Annotated in this window: 20 protein-coding genes, 1 pseudogene and 1 riboswitch; of the genes and pseudogenes, 14 read left to right on the top strand and 7 right to left on the bottom strand. The window is 62.7% G+C overall.

What is annotated here, in order from left to right:
* Together I6E42_RS10975 and rlmB are read right to left on the bottom strand one after the other, a co-directional pair.
* Positions 1-618, bottom strand: a pseudogene (locus I6E42_RS10975) (hypothetical protein); the annotation flags it as partial.
* Between the two features lie 167 nt (positions 619-785).
* The gene (rlmB, locus tag I6E42_RS10980; RefSeq protein WP_235371986.1) at positions 786-1,571 is read right to left on the bottom strand and encodes a 23S rRNA (guanosine(2251)-2'-O)-methyltransferase RlmB; all 786 of its coding nucleotides are present in this window, start codon (positions 1,569-1,571) and stop codon (positions 786-788) included.
* Between the two features lie 264 nt (positions 1,572-1,835).
* Between rlmB and ftsH the strand changes: the two genes are divergently transcribed.
* Positions 1,836-3,995, top strand: coding sequence for an ATP-dependent zinc metalloprotease FtsH (gene ftsH / locus I6E42_RS10985; protein WP_235372025.1), 2,160 nt, complete (start codon positions 1,836-1,838; stop codon positions 3,993-3,995).
* 36 nt (positions 3,996-4,031) lie between these two features.
* On the opposite strand, the gene I6E42_RS10990 is transcribed toward ftsH, so the two are convergent.
* Together I6E42_RS10990 and I6E42_RS10995 are read right to left on the bottom strand one after the other, a co-directional pair.
* Positions 4,032-4,964 carry an alpha/beta hydrolase gene (locus I6E42_RS10990; protein ID WP_235371987.1) on the bottom strand — a complete coding sequence of 311 codons (933 nt, stop codon included), beginning with the start codon at positions 4,962-4,964 and terminating at the stop codon, positions 4,032-4,034.
* Between the two features lie 46 nt (positions 4,965-5,010).
* A complete protein-coding gene (locus I6E42_RS10995; protein ID WP_235371988.1) occupies positions 5,011-5,670 on the bottom strand; it encodes a hypothetical protein in 660 nt (219 codons plus the stop codon).
* 152 nt (positions 5,671-5,822) lie between these two features.
* On the opposite strand from I6E42_RS10995, the gene I6E42_RS11000 reads away from it, so the two are divergent.
* The 13 genes from I6E42_RS11000 (at position 5,823) to I6E42_RS11060 (ending at position 18,261) form a co-directional block, all read left to right on the top strand.
* The gene (locus tag I6E42_RS11000) at positions 5,823-6,227 is read left to right on the top strand and encodes a PaaI family thioesterase (protein ID WP_235371989.1); all 405 of its coding nucleotides are present in this window, start codon (positions 5,823-5,825) and stop codon (positions 6,225-6,227) included.
* 87 nt (positions 6,228-6,314) lie between these two features.
* A riboswitch (Lysine riboswitch) is annotated at positions 6,315-6,484 on the top strand.
* A 117-nt stretch (positions 6,485-6,601) separates the two neighbouring features.
* Positions 6,602-8,329 (top strand): Na+/H+ antiporter NhaC family protein, encoded by a 1,728-nt coding sequence (locus tag I6E42_RS11005; RefSeq protein ID WP_235371990.1) that lies wholly within the window; start codon positions 6,602-6,604, stop codon positions 8,327-8,329.
* 115 nt (positions 8,330-8,444) lie between these two features.
* Positions 8,445-9,425, top strand: coding sequence for a pyruvate kinase (locus tag I6E42_RS11010; protein WP_235371991.1), 981 nt, complete (start codon positions 8,445-8,447; stop codon positions 9,423-9,425).
* Positions 9,426-9,541: 116 nt separating this feature from the next.
* Positions 9,542-12,220 carry a DNA polymerase I gene (gene polA, locus I6E42_RS11015; protein ID WP_235371992.1) on the top strand — a complete coding sequence of 893 codons (2,679 nt, stop codon included), beginning with the start codon at positions 9,542-9,544 and terminating at the stop codon, positions 12,218-12,220.
* Positions 12,221-12,364: 144 nt separating this feature from the next.
* Complete coding sequence (locus tag I6E42_RS11020; protein WP_235371993.1) at positions 12,365-12,598, top strand: permease of phosphate ABC transporter; 234 nt, start codon at positions 12,365-12,367, stop codon at positions 12,596-12,598.
* 121 nt (positions 12,599-12,719) lie between these two features.
* Positions 12,720-13,088 carry a hypothetical protein gene (locus tag I6E42_RS11025; RefSeq protein ID WP_235371994.1) on the top strand — a complete coding sequence of 123 codons (369 nt, stop codon included), beginning with the start codon at positions 12,720-12,722 and terminating at the stop codon, positions 13,086-13,088.
* Positions 13,089-13,211: 123 nt separating this feature from the next.
* Complete coding sequence (gene rimI, locus I6E42_RS11030; RefSeq protein ID WP_235371995.1) at positions 13,212-13,667, top strand: ribosomal protein S18-alanine N-acetyltransferase; 456 nt, start codon at positions 13,212-13,214, stop codon at positions 13,665-13,667.
* The gene (locus I6E42_RS11035) at positions 13,654-14,262 is read left to right on the top strand and encodes a GNAT family N-acetyltransferase (protein ID WP_235371996.1); all 609 of its coding nucleotides are present in this window, start codon (positions 13,654-13,656) and stop codon (positions 14,260-14,262) included. The genes rimI and I6E42_RS11035 overlap by 14 nt, the downstream gene beginning before the upstream one ends.
* Before the next feature lie 114 nt (positions 14,263-14,376).
* Positions 14,377-15,387, top strand: coding sequence for a tRNA (adenosine(37)-N6)-threonylcarbamoyltransferase complex transferase subunit TsaD (tsaD, locus tag I6E42_RS11040; RefSeq protein ID WP_235371997.1), 1,011 nt, complete (start codon positions 14,377-14,379; stop codon positions 15,385-15,387).
* Positions 15,388-15,926: 539 nt separating this feature from the next.
* The gene (infC, locus tag I6E42_RS11045; RefSeq protein ID WP_235372026.1) at positions 15,927-16,481 is read left to right on the top strand and encodes a translation initiation factor IF-3; all 555 of its coding nucleotides are present in this window, start codon (positions 15,927-15,929) and stop codon (positions 16,479-16,481) included.
* Positions 16,482-16,499: 18 nt separating this feature from the next.
* A complete protein-coding gene (gene rpmI / locus I6E42_RS11050) occupies positions 16,500-16,709 on the top strand; it encodes a 50S ribosomal protein L35 (RefSeq protein ID WP_050625289.1) in 210 nt (69 codons plus the stop codon).
* A gap of 20 nt (positions 16,710-16,729) precedes the next feature.
* Positions 16,730-17,086 (top strand): 50S ribosomal protein L20, encoded by a 357-nt coding sequence (gene rplT / locus I6E42_RS11055; protein ID WP_235371998.1) that lies wholly within the window; start codon positions 16,730-16,732, stop codon positions 17,084-17,086.
* Between the two features lie 146 nt (positions 17,087-17,232).
* A complete protein-coding gene (locus tag I6E42_RS11060; RefSeq protein ID WP_235371999.1) occupies positions 17,233-18,261 on the top strand; it encodes a threonine aldolase family protein in 1,029 nt (342 codons plus the stop codon).
* 60 nt (positions 18,262-18,321) lie between these two features.
* On the opposite strand, the gene I6E42_RS11065 is transcribed toward I6E42_RS11060, so the two are convergent.
* From I6E42_RS11065 to I6E42_RS11075, 3 genes are all read right to left on the bottom strand, one after another.
* Positions 18,322-19,632, bottom strand: a complete 1,311-nt coding sequence (locus I6E42_RS11065; RefSeq protein WP_235372000.1) for a YjiH family protein — start codon at positions 19,630-19,632, stop codon at positions 18,322-18,324.
* 249 nt (positions 19,633-19,881) lie between these two features.
* Positions 19,882-20,805 carry an ornithine carbamoyltransferase gene (gene argF / locus I6E42_RS11070; RefSeq protein ID WP_235372001.1) on the bottom strand — a complete coding sequence of 308 codons (924 nt, stop codon included), beginning with the start codon at positions 20,803-20,805 and terminating at the stop codon, positions 19,882-19,884.
* A 120-nt stretch (positions 20,806-20,925) separates the two neighbouring features.
* Positions 20,926-22,104 (bottom strand): aspartate aminotransferase family protein, encoded by a 1,179-nt coding sequence (locus I6E42_RS11075; protein ID WP_235372002.1) that lies wholly within the window; start codon positions 22,102-22,104, stop codon positions 20,926-20,928.
* Between the last annotated feature and the right edge of the window lie 29 nt (positions 22,105-22,133).

The raw sequence follows: 22,133 nt of genomic DNA on the forward strand, positions 1-22,133 counted from the left end.
GTCCGGGGGCGGCGGATCGGGCCGGCGGGGGCGGCGGTACCGGCGGATGTCCTCCTCCGGCTCCTCCTCCCGGTCGGTGCCGGGGATGAGGCGCTCCAGACGCCGGACCTCCTCCGGATCGGTACGCTCATCCTCCTCAAACATCTGGTCGGCGTAGTCGTCCGCCTTCTGGCTCACATCCTTTAAAAAGGCGGTCAGGACGCTCTCCTCCTCGGGGAACCCGATAACCCGGTCCTCCCCCAGATCCTCGTTCTCCGCCTCCCCGTCCAGCGGTTCTTCCTCCAGGAGCTCCTCCTCCAGGGGGGCGTCCTCCTCCGCCGCTTCCGGGGGTATGTTCTCTTCATGGACCGGAGCAGGCGTTCTTCCAGGAAAATCCACCACCTTGTTCTTCCCACCCCGGGTGCGGGGCGGCTCCGGCCAGGGCAGGTCGGGAGTCTCCTCCTTCTCCTCCGGGACCACGGGAGCCACAGGGACCGCGCCCCGCCCCGCAGGCCTTCCGGAGCCGAACTCCGCCAGAATATCATCCAGGGAGAAGTCGTCCCCCTTGGCGTCTCCGATGAGCGACTTGACCTCGTTCAGATCGTCGTTATTCAATTGTTTCTCCTTGCGGTCGCTCATGTGCGGTATCCTCGGCGTGTCATCAGTATGGTAATCTATCAGCGTAATTTTCAGTTTATGGAGCTGTCGAAGGTAAGCGCCAAAGCCTCCTTTCGCAAAAGGAGGTGTCATTTGCGAAGGGAGCCTTGAGACGCGGCCCCGAAACACACTGATAAACGAACTAATATTTATCCCCCGGTCCTCTGGCGCACCGCCTCGTACAGCAGCACCGCCGCGGCGGCGGAGGCGTTGAGGGAGTTGATCTTCCCGAACATAGGGATGGAAACGGTGAAGTCGCAGTTCTCCGCCACCAGGCGGCTCATGCCGTCCCCCTCGCTGCCGATGACGATGGCGGCGGGGCCCTTCAGGTCAGCCTGGTACAGGGAGGTGGTCCCCCCGGCGGCGGTGCCGAAGACCCAGATTCCCTCCTCCTTCAGCTCCTTGAGCAGGGCGGTGATATTGGGCACCCGGGCCACGGGCACGTGGGCCACAGCCCCGGCGGAGGTCTTGGCCACCACGGCGGTCAGGCCGGCGGAGCGCCGCTTGGGGATGATGACCCCGTGGGCTCCGGCGGCGTCGGCGGTACGGATGACCGCCCCCAGATTGTGGGGGTCGGACAGCTCGTCACACACCACGATCAGGGGGTTCTCCCCTTTTGCCCGGGCGGCGTTGAGGATGTCGTCCACGGTGGCGTACTCCCGGACGGCGGCCTGGGCAATGACCCCCTGGTGGGAGTGGGTGCGGCTCATGCCGTCCAGCTTCCGCCGGTCGGCGTCCACCACCACGATGCCCGCCTCCCGGGCGGTGGAGGCGATGTGGCCCAGGGTGGCGTCGGTCTCCCCCTTCATAATGAAGATCTTATCAATGGTCACGCCGGCCCGCAGGGCCTCGATCACCGCGTTGCGGCCCTCGATGATCCCGTCGTTCTCCGTCTCCACAGGGGCGGAATGCCGCAGGGGCGGTCTTTTATTCATGGAATCTCCTCCGATCCAAGGGTGTTTGACAGATAAGATTTAGTATATCATATTTTGTCCGGAGAGGGAAGCGGCAAATTGCCCCGCCCCTGATTTTGTTTTCAGGAAACTTTCAGCCCTTCACAGAAAGTTTACAGCGGAATTTCTTGTTTTTGGAGTGCGGTCGTGGTATGATACACTTTGATGTATCCTGCGGGATCACAGAAAGAACGATTATGGAGGTACTCTCCTTTGAAACCAGACAAGGGCAACAACAAAAAGAACATGGTGGGCCTCATCACCATCATCCTCTGGGCGTTGGTGGGCACCATGCTGCTGAAAAGCTGCACCTCCTCCTACGCCAGCGCCAACGAGGTCCAGGTGGAGTATTCCGTCTTCCGGCAGTGGGTGGTGGCGGACCTTGTGGAGTCCGTCAACATGGACAGCAGCAAATACGTCATCACCCTCAAGGAGGGCAAGGAAGATGAGGCAAAAACTTACCTGACCCAGGACCAGGCGCCCCAGACCGACAGTGCCCTCTTCTGGCTCCAGGCCCAGAACACCGGCGAGGTGGAATATGTGACCACCCCGCCCCCGGTCTCCGACAAGGACATCCTCAACCTGATGACGGACCACGGCGTGACCTACAACACCGACCCGGTGGATAACTCCGCCTACATCCTGTCCCTGCTCATCAGCACCGTCCTGCCCATGCTCATCATGGTGGGCCTGATGCTCTTCCTGTTCCGGGGCATCGGCGGCAAGGGGGGCATGGGCGGCCTGGGCGGCGTGGGCAAGGCCAACGCCAAGGTCTACGTGGAGAAAAAGACCGGGGTCACCTTCCGGGACGTGGCCGGACAGGACGAGGCCAAGGAGTCCCTCCAGGAGATCATCGACATCCTCCACAACCCCCAGAAATATACCGAGATCGGCGCCAAGCTGCCCAAGGGTGCCCTGCTGGTAGGCCCTCCGGGCACTGGCAAGACCCTGCTGGCCAAGGCCGTGGCCGGCGAGGCCGGAGTCCCCTTCTTCTCCATCAGCGGCTCCGACTTTGTGGAGATGTTCGTGGGCGTGGGCGCATCCCGTGTCCGCGACCTGTTCAAAGAGGCCAGTAAGATGGCCCCCTGCATCATTTTCATCGATGAGATCGACACCATCGGCAAGAGCCGTGACAACCGCATGGGCGGCAATGACGAGCGGGAACAGACCCTGAACCAGCTGCTGGCTGAGCTGGACGGCTTCGACCCCGGCAAGGGCGTCATCGTCCTGGGCGCCACCAACCGGCCCGAGGTGCTGGACAAAGCCCTGCTCCGTCCCGGCCGTTTCGACCGGCGCATCACCATCGACCGTCCCAACCTGGCCGGCCGTCTTGCCACCCTCCAGGTCCACACTCGGAAGATCAAGCTGGCTGAGGACGTGGACCTGAAGAAGATCGCCCTGGCCACCGCCGGCTGCGTGGGCGCTGACCTGGCCAACCTGGTCAACGAGGCCGCCCTCCGGGCCGTCCGCAAGGGCCGCCAGTTGGTGACCCAGGAGGACCTGCTGGCCTCCTTCGAGTTCGTCATCGCCGGCAGCGAGAAGAAAAATTCCGTCCTCACCGAGTTTGAGCGCAAGCTGGTGGCCTACCACGAGGTGGGCCACGCCATGGTGGCTTACAAGCAGAAGAACGCCGAGCCGGTGCAGAAGATCACCATCGTCCCCCATACCGAGGGCTCCCTGGGCTACACCCTGCTGATGCCCGAGGAGGATAAGACCAACCTGCGCACCAAGGAAGAGCTGATGGCCAAGATCTCCGTCTCCATGGGCGGCCGGGCCGCCGAGCAGGTGGTGCTGAACACCATGACCAACGGCGCCTCCCAGGACATCCAGGAGGCCACCAACATCGCCCGGAACATGGTGGCCATGTTCGGCATGAGCGAGGAGTTCGGCATGATGGCCCTGGGCTCCGTCCGCAGCCAGTATCTGGATGGAGGCTACGGCCTGGACTGCGCCCAGGACACCGCCGCCGTCATGGATAAGGCGGTGAAGGCCATCCTGGACGTGTGCTACCAGGACGCGGTGAAGGTCATCCAGGAGAACCTGGAGGATATGCACAAGGTGGTGGCCTACCTGCTGGACAAGGAGACCATCACCGGCGGCGAGATGGTGGCCATCATCGAGGGCCGGGACCCCGCTCTGGTGGAGGACGCCTACGCCTCCACCCGACAGAAGGTCCAGGGCTCCTTCCGCCCCTCCCAGCCCGAGGGCATCGAGGCCCCCGCCAAGCACATCCACATCGTCAGCGAGGAGATCAAGCCCCCCGCTCCGGAAGGAGCCGGGGAGGATGGGACCGGCGACGCAGGCTCCCCCGAGTCCCCGGAGGCGCCTTCTGCGGAGCCGGATCAGCCCCAGCCGCCCAAAGCTCCCCAGGAGCCCGGTGAGGATACGTCCAAGCCCGAAGCATAACCAAACCGGCGGAGCGCTGCGCGCTCCGCCGGTTTTTTAATGGATCACCTTTTCCTCCAGCCAGGCCATCAGGTCCTCCATGACTTCCCGGCGGTTGAGCTCGTTAAACATCTCATGGCGGCCGTCGGGGTACAGCTTGAGGGTCACGTCCCGGCAACCCGCCGCCCGGAACATCCCGACCACCCGCTTCACACCCTCTCCCATGCCGCCCACAGGATCGTGGTCCCCGGAGAGGAAATAGACGGGCGTTTCTTTCTCCATCCGGGCCAGATTTTCCTTTCCGGCTATGAACTGAAGTCCCCCCATCATGTCCCGGAACATGCCCACCGTGGGCACAAAGGCGCACAGGGGGTCCTTCCGGTAGGCGTCTACCACCGCCTCATCCCGGCTGATCCAGTCGGCGGGGGTGCGGTTGGGCTTGAATTTCCGGTTATAGGCCCCCAGAGACATGGCGGTGACCAGGGGACTGACGTAGGTGTCCCCCCGGAGGCGGCACAGTGCCCCCGCCATGGCCTTGCCGAAGGCCACCAGTTGAGCCGGCTCCTGGCCGGTGCCCGACAGCACCGCCCCGTCCACCGTCCCAGGCCAGCGGACCAGATAGGTCCGGGCCAGGAAGGAGCCCATGGAGTGGCCCAGCATCACATAGGGTACCCCGGGGTACTTCTCCCCCTGGAGTTCCCGCAGGCGGCGGACGTCCCGGGACACATGGTCCCAGCCGTCCTTCGGGCCAAAGTAGCCGTAAATCCCGTCCGAGGCGGTCTCCCCGTGGCCCAGGTGGTCCTCCCCGCAGACCAGGACGCCCCGCTCACTGAGGAAACGGGCCACATGGCCGTACCGGCCGATATACTCCGCGATGCCGTGGACGATCTGGACCACCGCCCGGGGCCGGCCCTGAGGCAGCCACTCCAAGGCGTGGACGGTGTGGACCCCATCACTGGACGGGTAATAAAACGCTCTGGACTCCCCCATGATGTTCCCCCGTTTCCGGTCCCGGCTGTGCCGGGACCTTTTTCTTTCAGTTTACCCCATTGCGGCGGGAACCGTCAACCGTTCCGCCCCACATCCGCTCCAGCGTGGTGCGGATGGCCCGCTGGTGGCGGGAGGCGTCCCGGGCCAGCTCCCGGCACAGCTCCTCCAGCGCCGGGTCCCCCGTCTCCTCCGCCGCCTCCCGGCAGGCCTGTTCCCACCGTTTTTCCCACAGGAAGCGCTCCCGCAGCTCGGTCCCCAGGTCCCGGTTTCCCCCAGGAGCGCTACCCCGGGCATGCCTGCGCCGCCCTGTCATCAGAAAATAGGCGGCGGCCAGCCGCCCCAGGGCCCGGCGGTGGTCCTCCGCGATCCCCGCCATCTCCCGGCCCCGGTTCCCCATTCTCCGTGCCAGGGTGCCGGCCCCCTCGGCCCCCTCCCGGGCCAGGTCCATGAGCCGCTCCATCCGCTCCGGGTCCTCCGCCTTGGGCGCAGACCTCTTTTGCTCTCCGGACTGTGTTCCGGCACTCTGGCGTGCCGGGGGTAGGGGCTGCTTCTTTTCTGCTGTCCCACTCCGGACGGCCGGGGCCGGGGGCGAGAGGACCAGAGGGCTGTCCCGCTGGTCAGGCATCACCCTGGCCCACACTCTGCGAAACGTCTCGGGATCGATCTGATGTCCGTCCAAGGCGGACAGGTCCACTTGCTGTTCCATGGTTTTTCCTCCTTTCAGGTTCACGGGTCGCCTCTCTTTATCTTATGCATTTCACAGGGAAAGGGGGAAAGGGCCTTGCTTTTGGCTGAAAACTGTGTTAGAATCCCGCTTTGACAACGGTTTCCCCCAGGGACAGTAAAGGAGAGAATAAAATGGCCCCCGAAGAACACAGCGATTATATCGTTCATTCCGTCAACACCCCCCATCAGTTTTCCTATGAAAACGGCATCCTGCTTACCGAAGTGGAGCCCGGCTACGCCCGGGGCGAGCTGAACGTAGGCCCCAACAGCATCAACCCCCACGGCAACGTCCACGGCGGCGCCCTGGCCACCCTGGCGGACACGGTGGGCGGCTGCTGCGCCTGCTCCAAAGGGGGCAGCTGCGTCACCGCCAACTGCACCCTGGAATTTCTGCGCCCCGCCACCGGGCCCAAGATCATCTGCGAGGCCACGCCCAAGAAGATGGGCCGCACCCTGTCGGTGATCCAGGTGGTGCTGACCAACGATCAAAATATGGTAGTCGCCACGGGAACTTACACGTTTTTCATGGCCCAGTGAGGAAAAATCTGTTCTTCCCCACATTTTCCCCGAAATAGTATTGACTTTCCTGCAAGGCCATGATAGGATACTTGCAATTCCAAATGATTATCGGATAGAGGCGCGGTACTCATGCGTACCGGGGGGCAAGGCCAGGCAGCCGCTTCCCGGGAGAGGGTGTACCGCCGAAGGCATTCCGGCCTGCCTGGGCCGGAGTTCCTGGGCCGCGGGAAAACATTCCGCGGACTGTCACGAACCAGTGGAGCGCTATCCAGAGGTCCCCGGTCTGTGTGCGGGGACGTCCGGTCTTTGCCATGGGCGCTCAGTGCGGCCATGGCTTTTTGTTTGCGCAAACAGGGGCGTGTCCCCAAAAAACAAGTGGAGGGAATATAAAAATGAGAGCGAGAAGATCCTGGCCCGTCCGCGCCATCCTGGTCCTCATGATGGTTCTGGCTCTGGCCACCACCGCCTTTGCCGCCGATCCCACCGAGGAATCCGGCACCAAAATGATCGAGTGTCCCGACTGCGGGGCCGTGGGCGTGGTTTTGTCTGAGGATTGCGAGGCCGTCCCCTGCGGCACCTGCGAGGGCACCGGCTATATCCAGTCCCCCAGCCAGTTCTACAACACCGCCATGTCCCTGCTGCCCCCCGTCATCGCCATCGCCCTGGCCCTGATTACCAAGGAGGTCTACTCCTCCCTGTTCATCGGCATTCTGGTGGGAGGCCTGCTGTACTCCAACTTCTCCTTTGAGGGGACCATCCTGCATGTGTTCAGCGACGGCATCGTGGCCTCCCTGTCTGACAGCTACAACGTGGGCATCCTGATCTTCCTGGTCATCCTGGGCACCATGGTGTGCCTGATGAACAAGGCGGGCGGCTCCGCCGCCTTCGGCCGCTGGGCCCAGAAGAACATCAAGACCCGGGCCGGCGCCCAGCTGGCCTCCATCGTGCTGGGCTGCCTGATCTTCATCGACGACTACTTCAACTGCCTCACCGTGGGCAGCGTCATGCGTCCCATCACCGACAAGCACAACGTCTCCCGGGCCAAGCTGGCCTACCTGATCGACGCCACCGCCGCCCCCATCTGCATCATCGCCCCCATCTCCTCCTGGGCCGCCGCCGTGGCCGGCTTCGCTGAGGAGGGACAGGGCCTGAACCTGTTCATCCGCGCCATTCCCTACAATTTCTACGCCCTGCTGACCATCGTCATGATGATCGGCCTGGTGGTCATGAACGTGGACTTCGGCCCCATGGGCAAATTCGAGAAGAACGCCCAGGAGAAGGGCGACCTGTTCTCCGGCTCCAACCCCTACGCCATGCTGGATGAGGAGATCGACGAGAGCAAGGGCACCGTCATGGACCTGGTGCTGCCCATCGTGGTGCTGGTCATCTGCTGCGTCGTGGGCATGATCTACTCCGGCGGCTTCTTCTCCGGCGAGAGCTTCATCGACGCCTTCTCCAACTCCGACGCCTCCGTGGGCCTGATGCTGGGCTCCGCCTTCGGTCTGGTCTTCGCCTTCCTGTATTACTTCGTCCGCAAGTCCATGACCTTCAAGGAGATGATGGGCTGCATCCCCGAGGGCTTCAAGGCCATGGTCCCCGCCATCCTGATCCTCACCTTCGCCTGGTCCCTGAAGGGGATGACCGACTCCCTGGGCGCCAAGTACTTTGTCCGTGACTTCGTGCGCACCTCCGCCACCGGCGTCCAGATGCTGCTGCCCGTCATCGTCTTCGTCATCGGCTGCCTGCTGGCCTTCGCCACCGGCACCAGCTGGGGCACCTTCGGCATCCTCATCCCCATCGTCCAGAACGTCTTCTCCATGGACAACCCCCTGGCCATCATCTGCATCTCCGCCTGTATGGCCGGCGCCGTCTGCGGCGACCACTGCTCCCCCATCTCCGACACCACCATCATGGCCTCTGCCGGCGCCCAGTGCGACCACGTGAACCACGTGTCCACCCAGCTGCCCTACGCCATCTCCTGCGCCGTGATCTCCGGCCTGTCCTATATCGTCGCCGGCCTGCTGGCCAGCAGCGGCCTGCCCGGCATCCTCGCCCTGCCCGTGGGCGTGGTGCTGACCCTGGGCTTCCTGTTCTACATGAAAAAGCGCCAGAACGCCTGAACCCACTGCATATTTTTGCGGCAGCCCGCCCGGGCTGCCGCTTTTTATATTGACTTACCCACCCCGCCGGCGGCATAATAGATACAGAGAATCAGCATGAGGAGGAACCGCCGCCATGGACTTTTACGGCACCCTGGGAGTGGCCTGTCAGACCAGAGACATTCTGGACCGGATGTTTCGGGCCGGGATGACGGGCATCCGTCTCAACCTCTCCCATACCAGTATTGCCACCTGCGCCCCTATTCTAAACCAGGTCTTCCGTCCCGCCGCCAAACGGGCCGGAGTGGACGCCCGGCTCATCATCGACCTTCAGGGACCGGAGCTGCGGGTGGGGCGGCTGCCCCGGCCGATCCAGCTCAAGGCGGGGGGCGAGCTGCTTCTGGGGGACGGGGGCATCCCGGTGCCTGAGGCGGTCCTCCGCAGCGCGCACAAGGGAGATCAGATCTCCCTGGATGACAGCGCCCTGCTGCTGAAGGTGCTCCAAACCTCCTCCTCCGTCCTGCTGTGCCGGGTGCTCCGGGGGGGCGTGCTGCACAGCCGGAAGAGCCTGACCATTCTGGGCGTACAGCCCGACGTTCCCACCCTCACCCGGGCCGACCTGGAAAACCTGGACCTGGCCGGGAAGATGGGGGTGACCCACGTCCTCCAGCCCTTTGTCCGCAGTCGGGCCGACGTGGAGGCCCTGCGCGCCGAGCTGGACCGCCGGGGACTGGGTTCTGTCCGGATCATGGCTAAGGTGGAGAGCCGCCAGGGGGTCAGACTGCTGGACGAGATCATGGCCTCCGCCGACCAGATCTGCATCGCCCGGGGGGACCTGGGCAACTCCATGCCCCTGTGGGAGCTGCCCGCGGTCCAGAAAGACATCGCCCGCCGGTGCCGGGAGGCCGGCAAGCCCTTCTGTCTGGTGACCCAGCTGCTGTGGTCCATGGAGCAGCGCCCCATCCCCACCCGGGCCGAGGTGCTGGACATCTACAACGGCGTGCTGGACGGCGCCTCCTCCCTCATGCTCACCGGAGAGACCGCCATCGGCAAATACCCCGCGGAAGCCATGGAATACCTGGTGAAAACGGCGCGGTCCGCCATGAAAGCACTGTGATCTCCGCCGGGAGCCGTAAGGCTCCCGGTTTTTCTTGCCCTGATGCGGAAAGACTGATATACTGGAATGTACAGATCGACACCCGGCCCCAGGCCGGAGAATGGGGGTATCCCAATATGAAACGACTCATGGTCCTGGACGGCAATTCCATCGTCAACCGGGCCTTTTACGGCGTGAGCCAGAATCTCACCACCCGGGCGGGCCAGCCCACCAACGCCATTTTCGGCTTTCTCAACATTCTGAACAAGCTGCTGGAGGAGGAGAAGCCCGACGCCCTGTGCGTCACCTTCGACCGGAAGGCTCCCACCTTCCGCCACCTGGCCTACGACGGGTATAAGGCCACCCGGAAAAAGATGCCAGACGAACTGGCCAGCCAGATGCCCATTTTGAAGGACGTACTGCGCGCCATGAACATCCCCATGTACGAGCTGGACGGCTGGGAGGCTGACGACCTGCTGGGCACCATCTCGGTGAAGGACGCCGCCGCAGGATGGGACACGGTGGTGGTCACCGGGGATAAGGACTCCCTCCAGCTCATCAACGACCGCACCACCGTCAAGCTGGTGTCCACCCGCATGGGCCGGACCACCACCCGGAACATGACCCCGGACGCCTTCCGGGAGGAGTACGGCTTTGACCCCATCCACATCATCGACCTGAAGGCCCTCATGGGGGACGCCTCCGACAACATCCCCGGCGTCAAGGGGGTGGGGGAAAAGACGGCCATGGCCCTGGTCCGGCGGTACGGTTCCCTGGGCGCCCTCTACGCCGCCATGCCCCAGCCTGAGATGGCTCCCGGCGAACCTGCCAAGCCCGGCATCGTCAAAAAGCTGGCCGAGGGAGAGGGGGACGCCCGGATGTCCTACGACCTAGCCACCATCCGCACCGACGCCCCCGTGGAATTTGTTCCGGAGGACAACCTGCGCCGGGAGCCGGACAACGGCAAACTGTACCAGCTGTTTCTGGACCTGGAGTTCGCCAAGCTCATCGACAAGTACCACCTGGCCGCCCCTCAGGGGGAGGGTCAGGCCGAGGAGCAGGTGTTTGAAGGCACCTGTGAAAGCGAGTTTATCACCGACCGGGCCCGGATGGAGGAGCTGCTGGCCCAGTGGCGGAAACGGGACCATGTGTCCTTTTTGGCCCTGCCCGGCCTGAACGGCGTCTGCGTGGAATGCGGAGACAACGGGAACGGCCACGGGGTCATGGTGCTGGCCGACCGGCTGGACTGCTACAACGACTTTTTAAAGGGCTTCTTCGCCCCCGACATTAAAAAAATCACCCACGACTGCAAGCCCCTGATGCGCCAGCTGCTGGAAGAGGGCCTGTCCACCGAGGGCTTCCTGTTCGACACGGCGGTGGCCGCCTACCTGCTGGCCCCCACCGACGGCAGCTACGACCTGGAAAAGCTGGCCATGACCTACTACAACTTCCAGTTGGCCAAATCTTCCGACTTTTTGGCCGACGGCGCCTTCGGCCCCCTGGCCGACCCGGTGGCCCCCATGGCCGCCTGGCTCAGCCACACCTCCCTGATCGATGCCCTGTATGACACCCTGTCCCAGCGGCTGGAGGAGTTGGGGATGATGAAGCTGTACCGTGAGGTGGAGCTGCCCCTGTGCCAGGTACTGGCCGAGATGGAGGTAGCCGGGTTCCTCATTGACCGGGGGGCGCTGGTGTCCTTCGGTGAAATGCTCTCCGGCCGTATTGACGCCGCTCAGGCCAAAATCTACGATCTGGCCGGGGAGGAGTTCAACATCAACTCCACCCAGCAGCTGGGCCACATCCTCTTTGACCAGCTGGGCCTGCCCCCGGTGAAGAAGACCAAGACGGGCTACTCCACCAACGCGGAGGTGCTGGACAAGCTGCGGGGCCAGCACCCCATCATTGAGGAGATCCTGGACTACCGCCAGCTGACCAAGCTGAAGTCCACCTACGTGGACGGTCTGGGCAAGGTCATAGCCCCCGACGGCCGCATCCACACCTCCTTCCAGAACACCGTCACCGCCACGGGCCGGCTCAGCTCCGTGGAGCCCAACCTCCAGAACATCCCGGTACGCACCGAGCTGGGGGCGGAGCTGCGGAACATGTTCGTGGCCCCTCCGGGCAAGGTGCTGGTGGACGCGGACTATTCCCAGATCGAGCTGCGGCTGCTGGCCTGCATGGCCGGGGACCAGGCCATGATCGACGGCTTCAACTCCGGCGCGGACATCCACACCATCACCGCCTCCCAGGTCTTCGGCGTCCCGGCGGAGGAGGTCACTCCCCTCATGCGCCGCTCCGCCAAGGCGGTGAACTTCGGCATCGTCTACGGGATCTCCCCCTTCTCCCTGTCCCAGGACATCCACGTGACGGTGGCTGAGGCCAAGGAGTATATGGAGAAATATTTCACCCATTACGCCGGGGTCCGCTCCTACATGGACGCCGTGGTGGCCCGGGCCAAGGCGGACGGCTACGTGTCCACCCTCTTCGGACGCCGCCGCTGGGTGCCGGAGCTGAAGTCTTCCAACTTCAATACCCGGTCCTTTGGAGAGCGGGTGGCCCTCAACGCCCCCATCCAGGGCACCGCCGCCGACATCATCAAACTGGCCATGATCCGGGTCCGGGACCGGCTGGCCGCCGAGGGGCTGGAAGGAAAGCTGGTCCTCCAGGTACACGACGAGCTCATCGTGGAGTGCCCCGAGGCCGAGGCGGAGACGGTGTGCAAATTGGTGAAGGAGGAGATGGAGGCGGTGGCTTCCCTCCCTGTGGCCCTGTTGGCCGACACCGCCGCCGGGAAGAGCTGGGCCTCCGCCCACTGACTTTTCTTGGAAAGAAAAGTCAGCAAAAGAACTTTGCGCGAAACTTCGTTTCGCTTCTTGTCCGCAAGAAAACAAGTAATTTTTGATCAGTAAATCCCCGAAAGGCAGTTTTCCGATATTATAATTGAAAAGGAGGCCGTTTCCATGTGTCCCTTTCGGTTCCTGATGCAGCGGGCGGACCGCTATGCCGCCCAGTCTACCTGGAAGGACTTCGCCCTGGTCAAGCTCTGCCTGGGGGCTTTGGGGGTCCTGATCGGGCTGAGCGTCCCGGCCCGCCGCCGCAAAGGCGCGGGCATCCTGGCCGCTCTGGTCTTTTTACCCACCTATGTGCTGCTGATCAAGGATTTTATTCCTTTTCTGACGGACCGGGAGGTCTGAGCCCTGCCGCCTATCCTCACAAAATGACCGTCCGTCCTAGTTCCATTGCAAACGTGCTTCCCTTCTGATACACTGGAGACGAGGAAAGATTGTTCCGCCGTATCGGAAGGGAGGCTTTTTTATGACCTTTTGGAAAAACCGCGCCAACCTGATCCTTCTGGCCGTCCTGCTTTTGTCCCTGGCCCTGTGCGTGGGGTTCTGGTTCTGGGACATCTCCTGGCTGCTGTTCCTTCCCGCCCTTCCGGCCTTCTGCCTCCAGCTTCTGCTGTGCCGAATGGACCGGCGGAAGCTCCTGCGGGCGGTCCCGCTGCTTTTGGCGGCGGCTATGGCCGTTCTGGGTTTTTACTATGCCCAGCAGCCCGGTTTCGGCGAGAGTCTGTTCGGGGTCATCCTCCTGCTGGGCGCCATCTCCCCGGCGGCGGGCGCGGTATTGGCCTGGGCGGTGTGGGGATTCTGCCGGTTTTACCGGCGGGACGGCAACTCCGGATAACGTCGTTTGGCTTGATACACCATGCCCCGGCCTTCTTTTTCTCCCCCTTTGTATTTACGAAGGGGGATTTTTGGTGTATGATAGTATGAAATGTTATGGTTGCTTCTTAAAAGGAGTGTTCTTATGTATTACGAGATCGTGCCCATGGACCGCAGCCACATCCCCCAGATCGCCGCGCTGGAGCGGGAGTGCTTTTCCACCCCCTGGACGGAGAACATGCTGGAGGACGCCCTCTTTGACTCCCAGGCCAGCTTCATCGTGGCTGAAGCAGAGGACGGCAGCATCCTGGGCTACGCCGGACTCCACGTCATCGTGGACGAGGGCTATATCGACAACATCGCCGTGGAGGAGGCCGCCCGCCGCCACGGAGTGGCCTCCGCCCTGCTGGACGTGTACTGCCGCTTCGGGGCGGTCAACCTGGCCTTCCTCACCCTGGAGGTCCGCAAGTCCAACCTCCCGGCCATCGCCCTGTACGAAAAGTTCGGTTTCCAGCAGGCCGGCCTGCGGCCCGGCTACTACCAGCGTCCCCGTGAGGACGCGGTCATCATGACCCGGGAGTTCCACCATGAGGCTCCATGACCTGACCTCCGCCCAGCTGGCCTGGCTGTATGAGGCGGAGCTGAAACAGGACTTCCCCCCGGAGGAGCTCAAGCCCCTGAAGGCCATGCTGTCCCTGATGGCCCAGGGCCGCTATCAGGCCCTGGGTCTGTACGAAGGGGAGGAGCTGCTGGGCTACGCCTTGCTGTGGCTGGAACCGGGCGTCCCCTTCGCCCTGTTGGACTATCTTGGTACCCTGGAGGGCAAGCGCAGCCGCGGCCTGGGCGCCGCCATGCTGGATCTGCTGGCCGATTATTACAAGGAGTACCGGGGGATCTTCGGCGAGGCCGAGGCCCCGGAAAACGGTAGCCCCGACGGCGAGGCGCTGCGCCGGCGGCGGCTGAACTTCTACCTCCGCAACGGCTTCCGCTACGGCGGCTACGACTGTGCCCTGTTCGGCGTCCACTACCAGACCCTGATCCGGGGCCGGGAGGACGTGACCGCCGGGGAGCTGCTGGAGGTCCACCGGAAAATCTACCGGGGCCACATGCCGCCCCATATCTACCAACGCTTTATTCAGATCCCCCTGGCTCCGGGCGAGCAGCCCAACCCGCCGGGAGATTGGATCGAGGAGTGACCTTTGGCGGAGGTTCTTGCCCTCTCATCCCCTGTTGGCAAAGCCTACCCAGGGCACGCCTTGCCCGCGGCGCCTATAAAACCCTGACGATATACGGAAAGCAGGTGCTTTTTCATGAATATTCTCGCCATTGAGTCCTCCTGTGATGAGACCGCCGCCGCCGTCGTGCGAGACGGCCGGACCGTACTGTCCAACTGCGTGGCCTCCCAGATCGAGATGCACACCATTTACGGCGGCGTGGTCCCGGAGATCGCCTCCCGGAAGCATGTGGAGGCGGTGACCGGTCTGGCTGACCAGGCCCTCCTGCAGGCGGGGCTGACCAAGGCCGACCTGGACGCCGTGGCGGTGACCTACGCCCCCGGCCTCATCGGCGCGGTGCTGGTGGGGGTCAACTTCGCCAAGGGGGCGGCCATGGCCCTGGACCTGCCTCTCATTCCCGTCCACCACGTCCGGGGCCACATCGCCGCCAACTACCTGACCCACCCGGACCTGGAGCCCCCCTTCGTCTGCCTGTGCGTCTCCGGCGGCACCACCGCCATTGTGGACGTGCGGTCCTACACCGAGATGGAGGTGCTGGGGGGCACCCGGGATGACGCCGCCGGGGAGTGCTTCGACAAGGTGGCCCGGGTGCTGGGCATCGGCTACCCCGGCGGCGGACCCATGGACCGTCTGGCCGACGGGGGAGATGACGGCAAATACGAGCTGCCCCGGGCCCATGTGGCGGGCCATGAGCTGGACATGTCCTTCTCCGGCCTCAAGACCGCCAGCCTGAATCTGATCCACAACGCCCAGCAGAAAGGGGAGGCGCTGGACCTGCCCTCCTTCGCCGCCAGCTTTGGCCGGGCGGTGAGTGAATCCCTGGTCCCCCGCGCCATGACCGCCGCCCGCCGCCTGGGCTACGGCAAGGTGGCGGTGGCCGGAGGGGTGGCTGCCAACCGCCGCATCCGTGCCGACCTCCAGGCCGCCTGCGCCGCCAGCGGCGACAAGCTGTTTCTCCCGGAGCTGAAGTACTGCGGCGACAACGGCGCCATGATCGGCTGCCAGGGCTACTACGAGTATCTGGCCGGCCACGTGGCCGGCTACGACCTCAACGCCTACGCCACCCGGGACATTTCTCTGGGATAAGGCCCCGCTGCCGCCGGGGGCTTTGCCCCGGCGGGTCCGGCTTTGCCCCGCGTCCCCGCCTTTCTCCGCATCCCGCCGGGATGAGCTCTCCGGGTAATCGTGTCGGTCCCCTTTTCTGCGTTATGTAACTTGAATGTTCCTTTAATTTTACATAGATTTTATACATTCAGGTTCTGCACCCCCTATTTCCCCGGTTTCTTCCCGCTGTTTTCCACAAACAGTGTGGAAAACCATGTGGAAATTGTGAATAACTCCGTGTATACTTTTTTCCACGACATTGTTATGTAAAGTAGTCCCACTCTTTTATCTCCGGCACTCGTTCCGCAGTGGCCCTTTTTCGCCGAAAAAAAGCGTGATTTCCTGGCTTTTCCCCCCTTGACAATGTCCCTGGGGCGTGGTATGATTTTTCGGTAAAACAAAGCAGGTACGGTTCCCCGTCCTCACCCCAGGCCAGAGCCAAAGGGTCAACATGGAATAACATTCGCCGGGATTCCGGCGTTGTTTTGCTGTGATACGGGGGCCTGCCGGCCGCCGTATTTATTTTTGTTTGGAGGTGCTTTCCCATCGCTAACACAGGTCATCAAACCAACGAAGAAATCCGGGATAAGGAGGTCCGCCTGATCTCTGAGTCCGGCGAACAGCTGGGCATCATGTCCTCCCAGGAGGCTCTGCGCCTGGCCGAGGAACGGAGCCTGGATCTGGTGAAGATCTCTCCCAACGCCGTGCCCCCCGTGTGCAAGCTCATGGATTACGGCAAGTACCGGTTCGAGCAGACCAAGCGCGAGAAGGAAGCCCGCAAGAACCAGCGCGTGGTGGAGATCAAAGAGGTCCGGATGTCCCCCAGCATCGACGTCAACGACTTCAACGTGAAGCTGCGCAACGCCCAAAAGTTTTTGTCCGAAGGCAACCGCTGCAAGGTCACCGTCCGCTTCCGCGGTCGTGAGATGGCCCACACCAATATTGGCCAGGACCTGCTGCTCAAATTTGCTGAGGAGTGCGGCGAGGTCGCCGTGATGGACAAGAGCCCCAAGTTGGAGGGCCGGCACATGTCCATCTTCCTGTCCCCCAAGCCCGCAAAGGATGCGAAAAAGTAAGTAAAGGAGTTCTCTGTTATGCCGAAGATCAAGATCAAGACTCATAGCGGCGCCAAGAAGCGTTTCTCCCTCACCAAGACCGGCAAGGTCAAGCGCGCCATGACCAAGAAGCGCCACCTGCTGAACGGCCACGGCAAGACCACCAAGCTGAAGCGGGCTCTGCGCGGCACCACCTATGCCGACAAGACCAATGAGGCCGCCATCAAGCGCATGATCCTGTACAAGTAAGAAGAGGGAGGGAATCAACTATGGCACGTGTGAAAGGCGCGATGATGACGCGCAAGAGAAGAAACAAGATCCTCAAGCTGGCCAAGGGCTACTGGGGTTCCAAGTCCAAGCACTACAAGATGGCCAACCAGGCCGTCATGAAGTCCGGCGTTTACGCCTATACCGGCCGCAAGCTGAAGAAGCGCGACTTCCGTCAGCTGTGGATCACCCGGATCAATGCCGCCTGCAAGCTCAACGGCATGAACTACTCCACCTTCATGAATGGCCTGAAGAAGTCCGGCATCGTCATCAACCGCAAGATGCTGGCCGAGCTGGCTGTCAACGACAAGGCCGCTTTCACCCAGCTCACCGAGACCGCCAAGAAGGCCCTGGCCTGATTCGGTCCGAACCGACCGTTCCATTAAAGCGCCGCAGGATTACCGCCTGCGGCGCTTTTTATGTCGCCGCTTTTCTCCTCTTTACCCGGCGGCCCCTTTGGAGTACAATGGATTTACACACACAAAACAACGGGAGGTCGAACCCCATGATCCGCTTTGAATGTGACTACGCCACCGGCGCCCACCCCAAGGTGCTGGAGAAGCTGGTGGCCACCAACCGGGAGGAGTGTCCCGGCTACGGTGTGGACAGCCACTGTACCCGGGCCGCCCAGCTGCTCCGGGACCTGTGCCGGGCTCCCCAGGCCGACATCCACTTTCTGGTGGGCGGCACCCAGACCAACATGACAGTGATCGCCGCCGCCCTGCGCCCCCACCAGGGTGTGATCTGCACCCAGATGGGCCACATCAACGACCACGAGACCGGAGCGGTGGAGGCCACCGGCCACAAGATCCTCCCTGTCCCCACCCAGGACGGCAAGCTCACCGCCCGCCAGGTGGCGGAGCTGTGCAAGGCCCACTACGAGGACCCCTCGGTGGAGCACAAGGTCCAGCCCGGCATGGTCTACCTCTCCCACCCCACTGAGATGGGCACCCTCTACACCCTGGAGGAGCTGGAGACCATCCGGAGGGTCTGCGACCAGTACCACCTGATGCTCTTTGTGGACGGGGCCCGGCTGGTCTACGGTCTGGCCGCCTCCGAGGTGACCCTCCCCGACCTGGCCCGGCTGTGCGACGTGTTCTACCTAGGCGGCACCAAGGCGGGCCTCCTGTTCGGGGAGGCGGTGGTCATCACCAACGACGCCCTGAAAAGCGACTTCCGCTACCTCATTAAGCAGAGGGGCGGCATGCTGGCCAAGGGCCGACTGCTGGGGGTCCAGTTCGAGGCCCTGCTGGAGGACGGCCTGTACCGGGAGATCGGCCAAAAGGCGGTGGCCCAGGCCCAGCGGCTGCAAAAGGCCTTCCTGGACAAGGGCTGGGAGCTGCTCCTTCCCACCCCCACCAACCAGCAGTTTCCGGTGATCCCGGACCGGGCACTGGAGACTCTGAATCAGAAGTACAGCAGCTGCTTCTGGTGCAAAGTTGGCACGGACCGCACCGCCGTCCGCTTCTGCACCGCCTGGTCCACCCGGGACGAGGATATTGACGCGCTGATCCAGGATCTGGCTCTTTTGTAAGAGAAAAGAAAGCGCCGGAGGCGGACTGATAGTCCGCCTCCGGCGCTTTTATGACATTTGTTATAGCAGGACCAGTGCCACGGCGCCGGCCAGCAGGATGGACAGGATGACGCGCTCCACCCACAGGACCAGGATCTGGGGGATGGTCACGGGGATCTTGGTGGACAGGATACAGGGGATCACGGCGGAGAAGAACAGCAGCTCGGAGATGCAGACCACGGCAACCACATAGCGGGTGGCGAGGGCTGCCTCCACCACGAAGGCGGCGGGCAGGAACATCTCGGCGATGGTGGTAGCCAGGGCCTGGGCGGCCACCAGGGCCTCAGGCAGCTGGACCACAGCGGTGAAGGGGTAGAAAATGTAGCCGATGATGTCAAACACGGGGGTAAACAGGGCGATCAGCATGCCCAGCAGACCGATGGACATAATGGTGGGCAGGATATTGCTGACCATCCGCAGGCCGTCCTTGGTGTTGCGCCACACGTTGGCGGCGATGGAACCGGAGTTCTCCGCGGCGGTCAGGGCGTCGTCCACAGCCACCTTGAACCGGTCCTTGGTCACGATCTCCTCGGGCTGGGGCGTGACGCCCTCCATGTACTCGTTGGGCACCTTAGAGGTGGGATAGATACGGGCCACAATGGCGGTGACCACGAAGGTGATGACCAGGGTGGACCAGAAGTAGAAATTCCAGCGGTCCATCAGGTTCAGGGTCTTGGCCACTACCACCATGAAGGTGGTGGACACGGTGGAGAAGCCAGTGGCGATGATGAAGGCCTCCTTCTTGTTGTAGCGGCCCTCCTGGTACAGGCGGTCGGTGATGAGCAGCGCCAGGGAGTAGCTGCCCACGAAGGAAGCCACGGCGTCAATGGCGGAGCGGCCGGGAGTCTTCCAGACCTTACGCATTACGGGCTGGAGGAAGACGGCCACAAACTCCATCAGGCCGTAGTCCGTCAGGAAGGACAGGAACACCGCGCCGATGGGGATCAGGAAGCACAGGGAGCAGCACAGGGTCACAAACAGGAAGGGGAACAGGTCCGGATTCTCATGGAGCTCGGCGGGGCCCAGGCCAAACACATACATGATGGCGCAGATCAGGCCGATCACCTTAAATACGGAGAACACGATGTTCTGGGCGCTCTTGTTCCAGGTCTTTTTGACAAAGGGCATGATCGCGCCCACCGCGATGACCACCAGAACCACATACTTCTGGTAGTCCCCCAACAGTCCGCGGATGATGGTGGTCAGATGGTCCAGGGGGATCGTGCTTTTTCCATTGTAGGTCACGCTGATAAAGAACATGAAGATACCCAGAGCACTGCACAGAATAAACTTTGCCGCTGCGGCAGTTCGGTTTGATTTCTTCTCTGCCATTTACTTTCCCTCCTTACAACATTGGGCCATTGCCGGAGCAAACGCCCGCATCCAAAACCGTGAAGCTCCCGAATATTCCCTCTCTCCCTTCCTTCTTCACGATTTCTTAACGCTCTAATATTATATCACGTTCCCGCCGTTGTGCAAGCCGTTTTGTGCAATATAAGCATTTTACTATAAGGTGTAGTGGTATTTTTTCGTCAAAATAGAAAAACAGGACCGCCCGCGGGCGGTCCTGTTTCTTTCTCGTTATTCCTCGTCATCCTTCATCAGCAGGTACATGACTGCCTTCTGGGCGTGGAGGCGGTTCTCCGCCTCGTCAAAGATCTCGCCGGCGTGGGCCTCAAAGACCTCGGCGGTGATCTCCTCCCCCCGGTGGGCGGGCAGGCAGTGCTGCACCATGCACTCGGGGTTGGTCAGAGCCATCAGCTCCTCGTTGACCTGGTAGCCGGCGAAGGCCTTGGCGCGGATGGCCCGCTCCTCCTCCTGGCCCATGGAGGCCCACACGTCGGTGAACACCACGTCGGCGCCCACGGCGGCCTCCTTGGGGGTGCGGTGGAGGGAGAATTTGAACGTGGGATCGCTCTTGGTGAACTCCAGCACCCGGGGGTCGGGATCGTAGCCCTCGGGACAGGCCACCGACACCTCCATGCCGCACTTCAGGCCGCCCACGATCAGGGAGTTGGCCATGTTGTTGCCGTCGCCGATATAGCACATCTTCAGGCCCTCCAGGACAGCCTTGTGCTCCCGGATGGTCATCAGGTCTGCCAGCACCTGACAGGGATGGCAGAAATCGGTCAGCCCGTTGATAATGGGGATCTTGGTGTTTTGGGCCAGATTCTCCACTTCCTCCTGGGCGAAGGTGCGGATCATGATGCCGTCGCAGTACCGGTCCAGCACCCGGGCGGTGTCCTGCACCGGCTCGCCCCGGCCGATCTGGCTCTCCTTGCCGGACAGGAACAGAGCGTGGCCGCCCAGCTGGAACATGCCCGTCTCAAAGGACACCCGGGTACGGGTGGAGTTCTTCTCAAAGATCATGGCCAGGGTCTTGCCCCGGAGATAGTCGTGGGGGATGCGGTGCTTCTGGTCGTACTTCAGCTGGTCCGCCGTATTCAGGATCTTGATGATGTCCTCCTTGGACAGGTCCAGCAGCTTCAATAAATCCTTTGTCATTTCATAACCCCCTGCCAAACGCAGAATTCAAAATGCAGGACTCAGGCATATTCCATCCTGTTTCCTCAAAACGCCCTTGCAATGCCCGCTGCGCATTTCGCATAGGGGCTTTTCCTTCCGTTACGCCAGAGTCACCTTCATGATGGCCAGGCCCTTGTCCATCTCCTCCTTGGTGATGACCAGGGGGGGCAGCAGCCGCAGGCCGGGTCCGGCGGTGAGGATCAGCAGGCCGCTGTCCACCAGCTTGGCGGCCAGTTCCTTATTGCTCTTGTCCCCCTTGACCTCGATGCCCAGCATCAGGCCCATGCCCCGGACAGCGCCCAGGCAGGGCAGGTCCATGGCCTCGATCTGGCCGCGGAGATAGTCGCCCTTCTCCTTGACCTGGGCCAGGAAGCTGTCGTCCAGGGTGTCCAGCACATAGCAGGCCGCGGCGGCAGCCACAGGGTTTCCGCCGAAGGTGGTCCCGTGGGTGCCGGGGGTGAAGACGTTCCGGCACTTCTCATTGGCCATCACGCCGCCGAAGGGCAGGCCGCCGGCAATGCCCTTGGCGAAGGACACCACGTCGGGCTGGATGCCGTACTGCTGGAAGGCAAACAGGGTGCCGGGGCGGCCCACGCCGCTCTGGACCTCGTCGATAAGGAGCAACCAATCCCGCTTGGCGCACAGGTCGGCCACCTTCCGGACGAACTCCTGGTCCAGAGGCATCACGCCGCCCTCGCCCTGGATCAGCTCCATCATGACGCCGCAGACGTCATGGCCCGCCACCGCCTCCACGCTGTCCAGATCGTTGGCGTCGGCGTAGCGGAAGCCCTCGGTAAAGGGGAAGAAGTAGTCGTGGAACTTGTCCTGACCGGTGGCGGCCAGGGTGGTGATGGTACGGCCATGGAAGGAGTTGTGCAGGGTGATGATGGTGCCCCGGCCCTTGCCGTACTTGTCGTAGGAGTACTTGCGGGCCAGCTTGATCATGGCCTCGTTGGCCTCGGCGCCGGAGTTGGAGAACATCACGTTGGACATCCCGGTCCGGACGCACAGCTTCTGCGCCACCTTGGCGTAAGGCTCGGCGTAAAACAGGTTGGAGATGTGGCCCAGCTTGGCCGCCTGGGCCGTCACCGCCTCCACCCACCCCTGGTTCCCGTGGCCCAGGGAGGTGACGCCAATGCCGGCGGTGAAATCGATATACTCCTTGCCCTCCGTGTCCCAGAGGGTGGCGCCCTTGCCGTGGTCAATGGCCACGGGGAACCGGCCGTAGGAGTGCATTACATATTGCTCGTCCAGAGCCTTGATCTCTTCAAATGTCATGTTTGATTCTCCTTTATCTGCAAAAGCGG

Origin of the sequence: Pseudoflavonifractor phocaeensis, assembly GCF_021531815.1 — a bacterium.
GTDB classification, from domain to species: Bacteria; Bacillota; Clostridia; order Oscillospirales; family Oscillospiraceae; genus Lawsonibacter; species Lawsonibacter phocaeensis_A.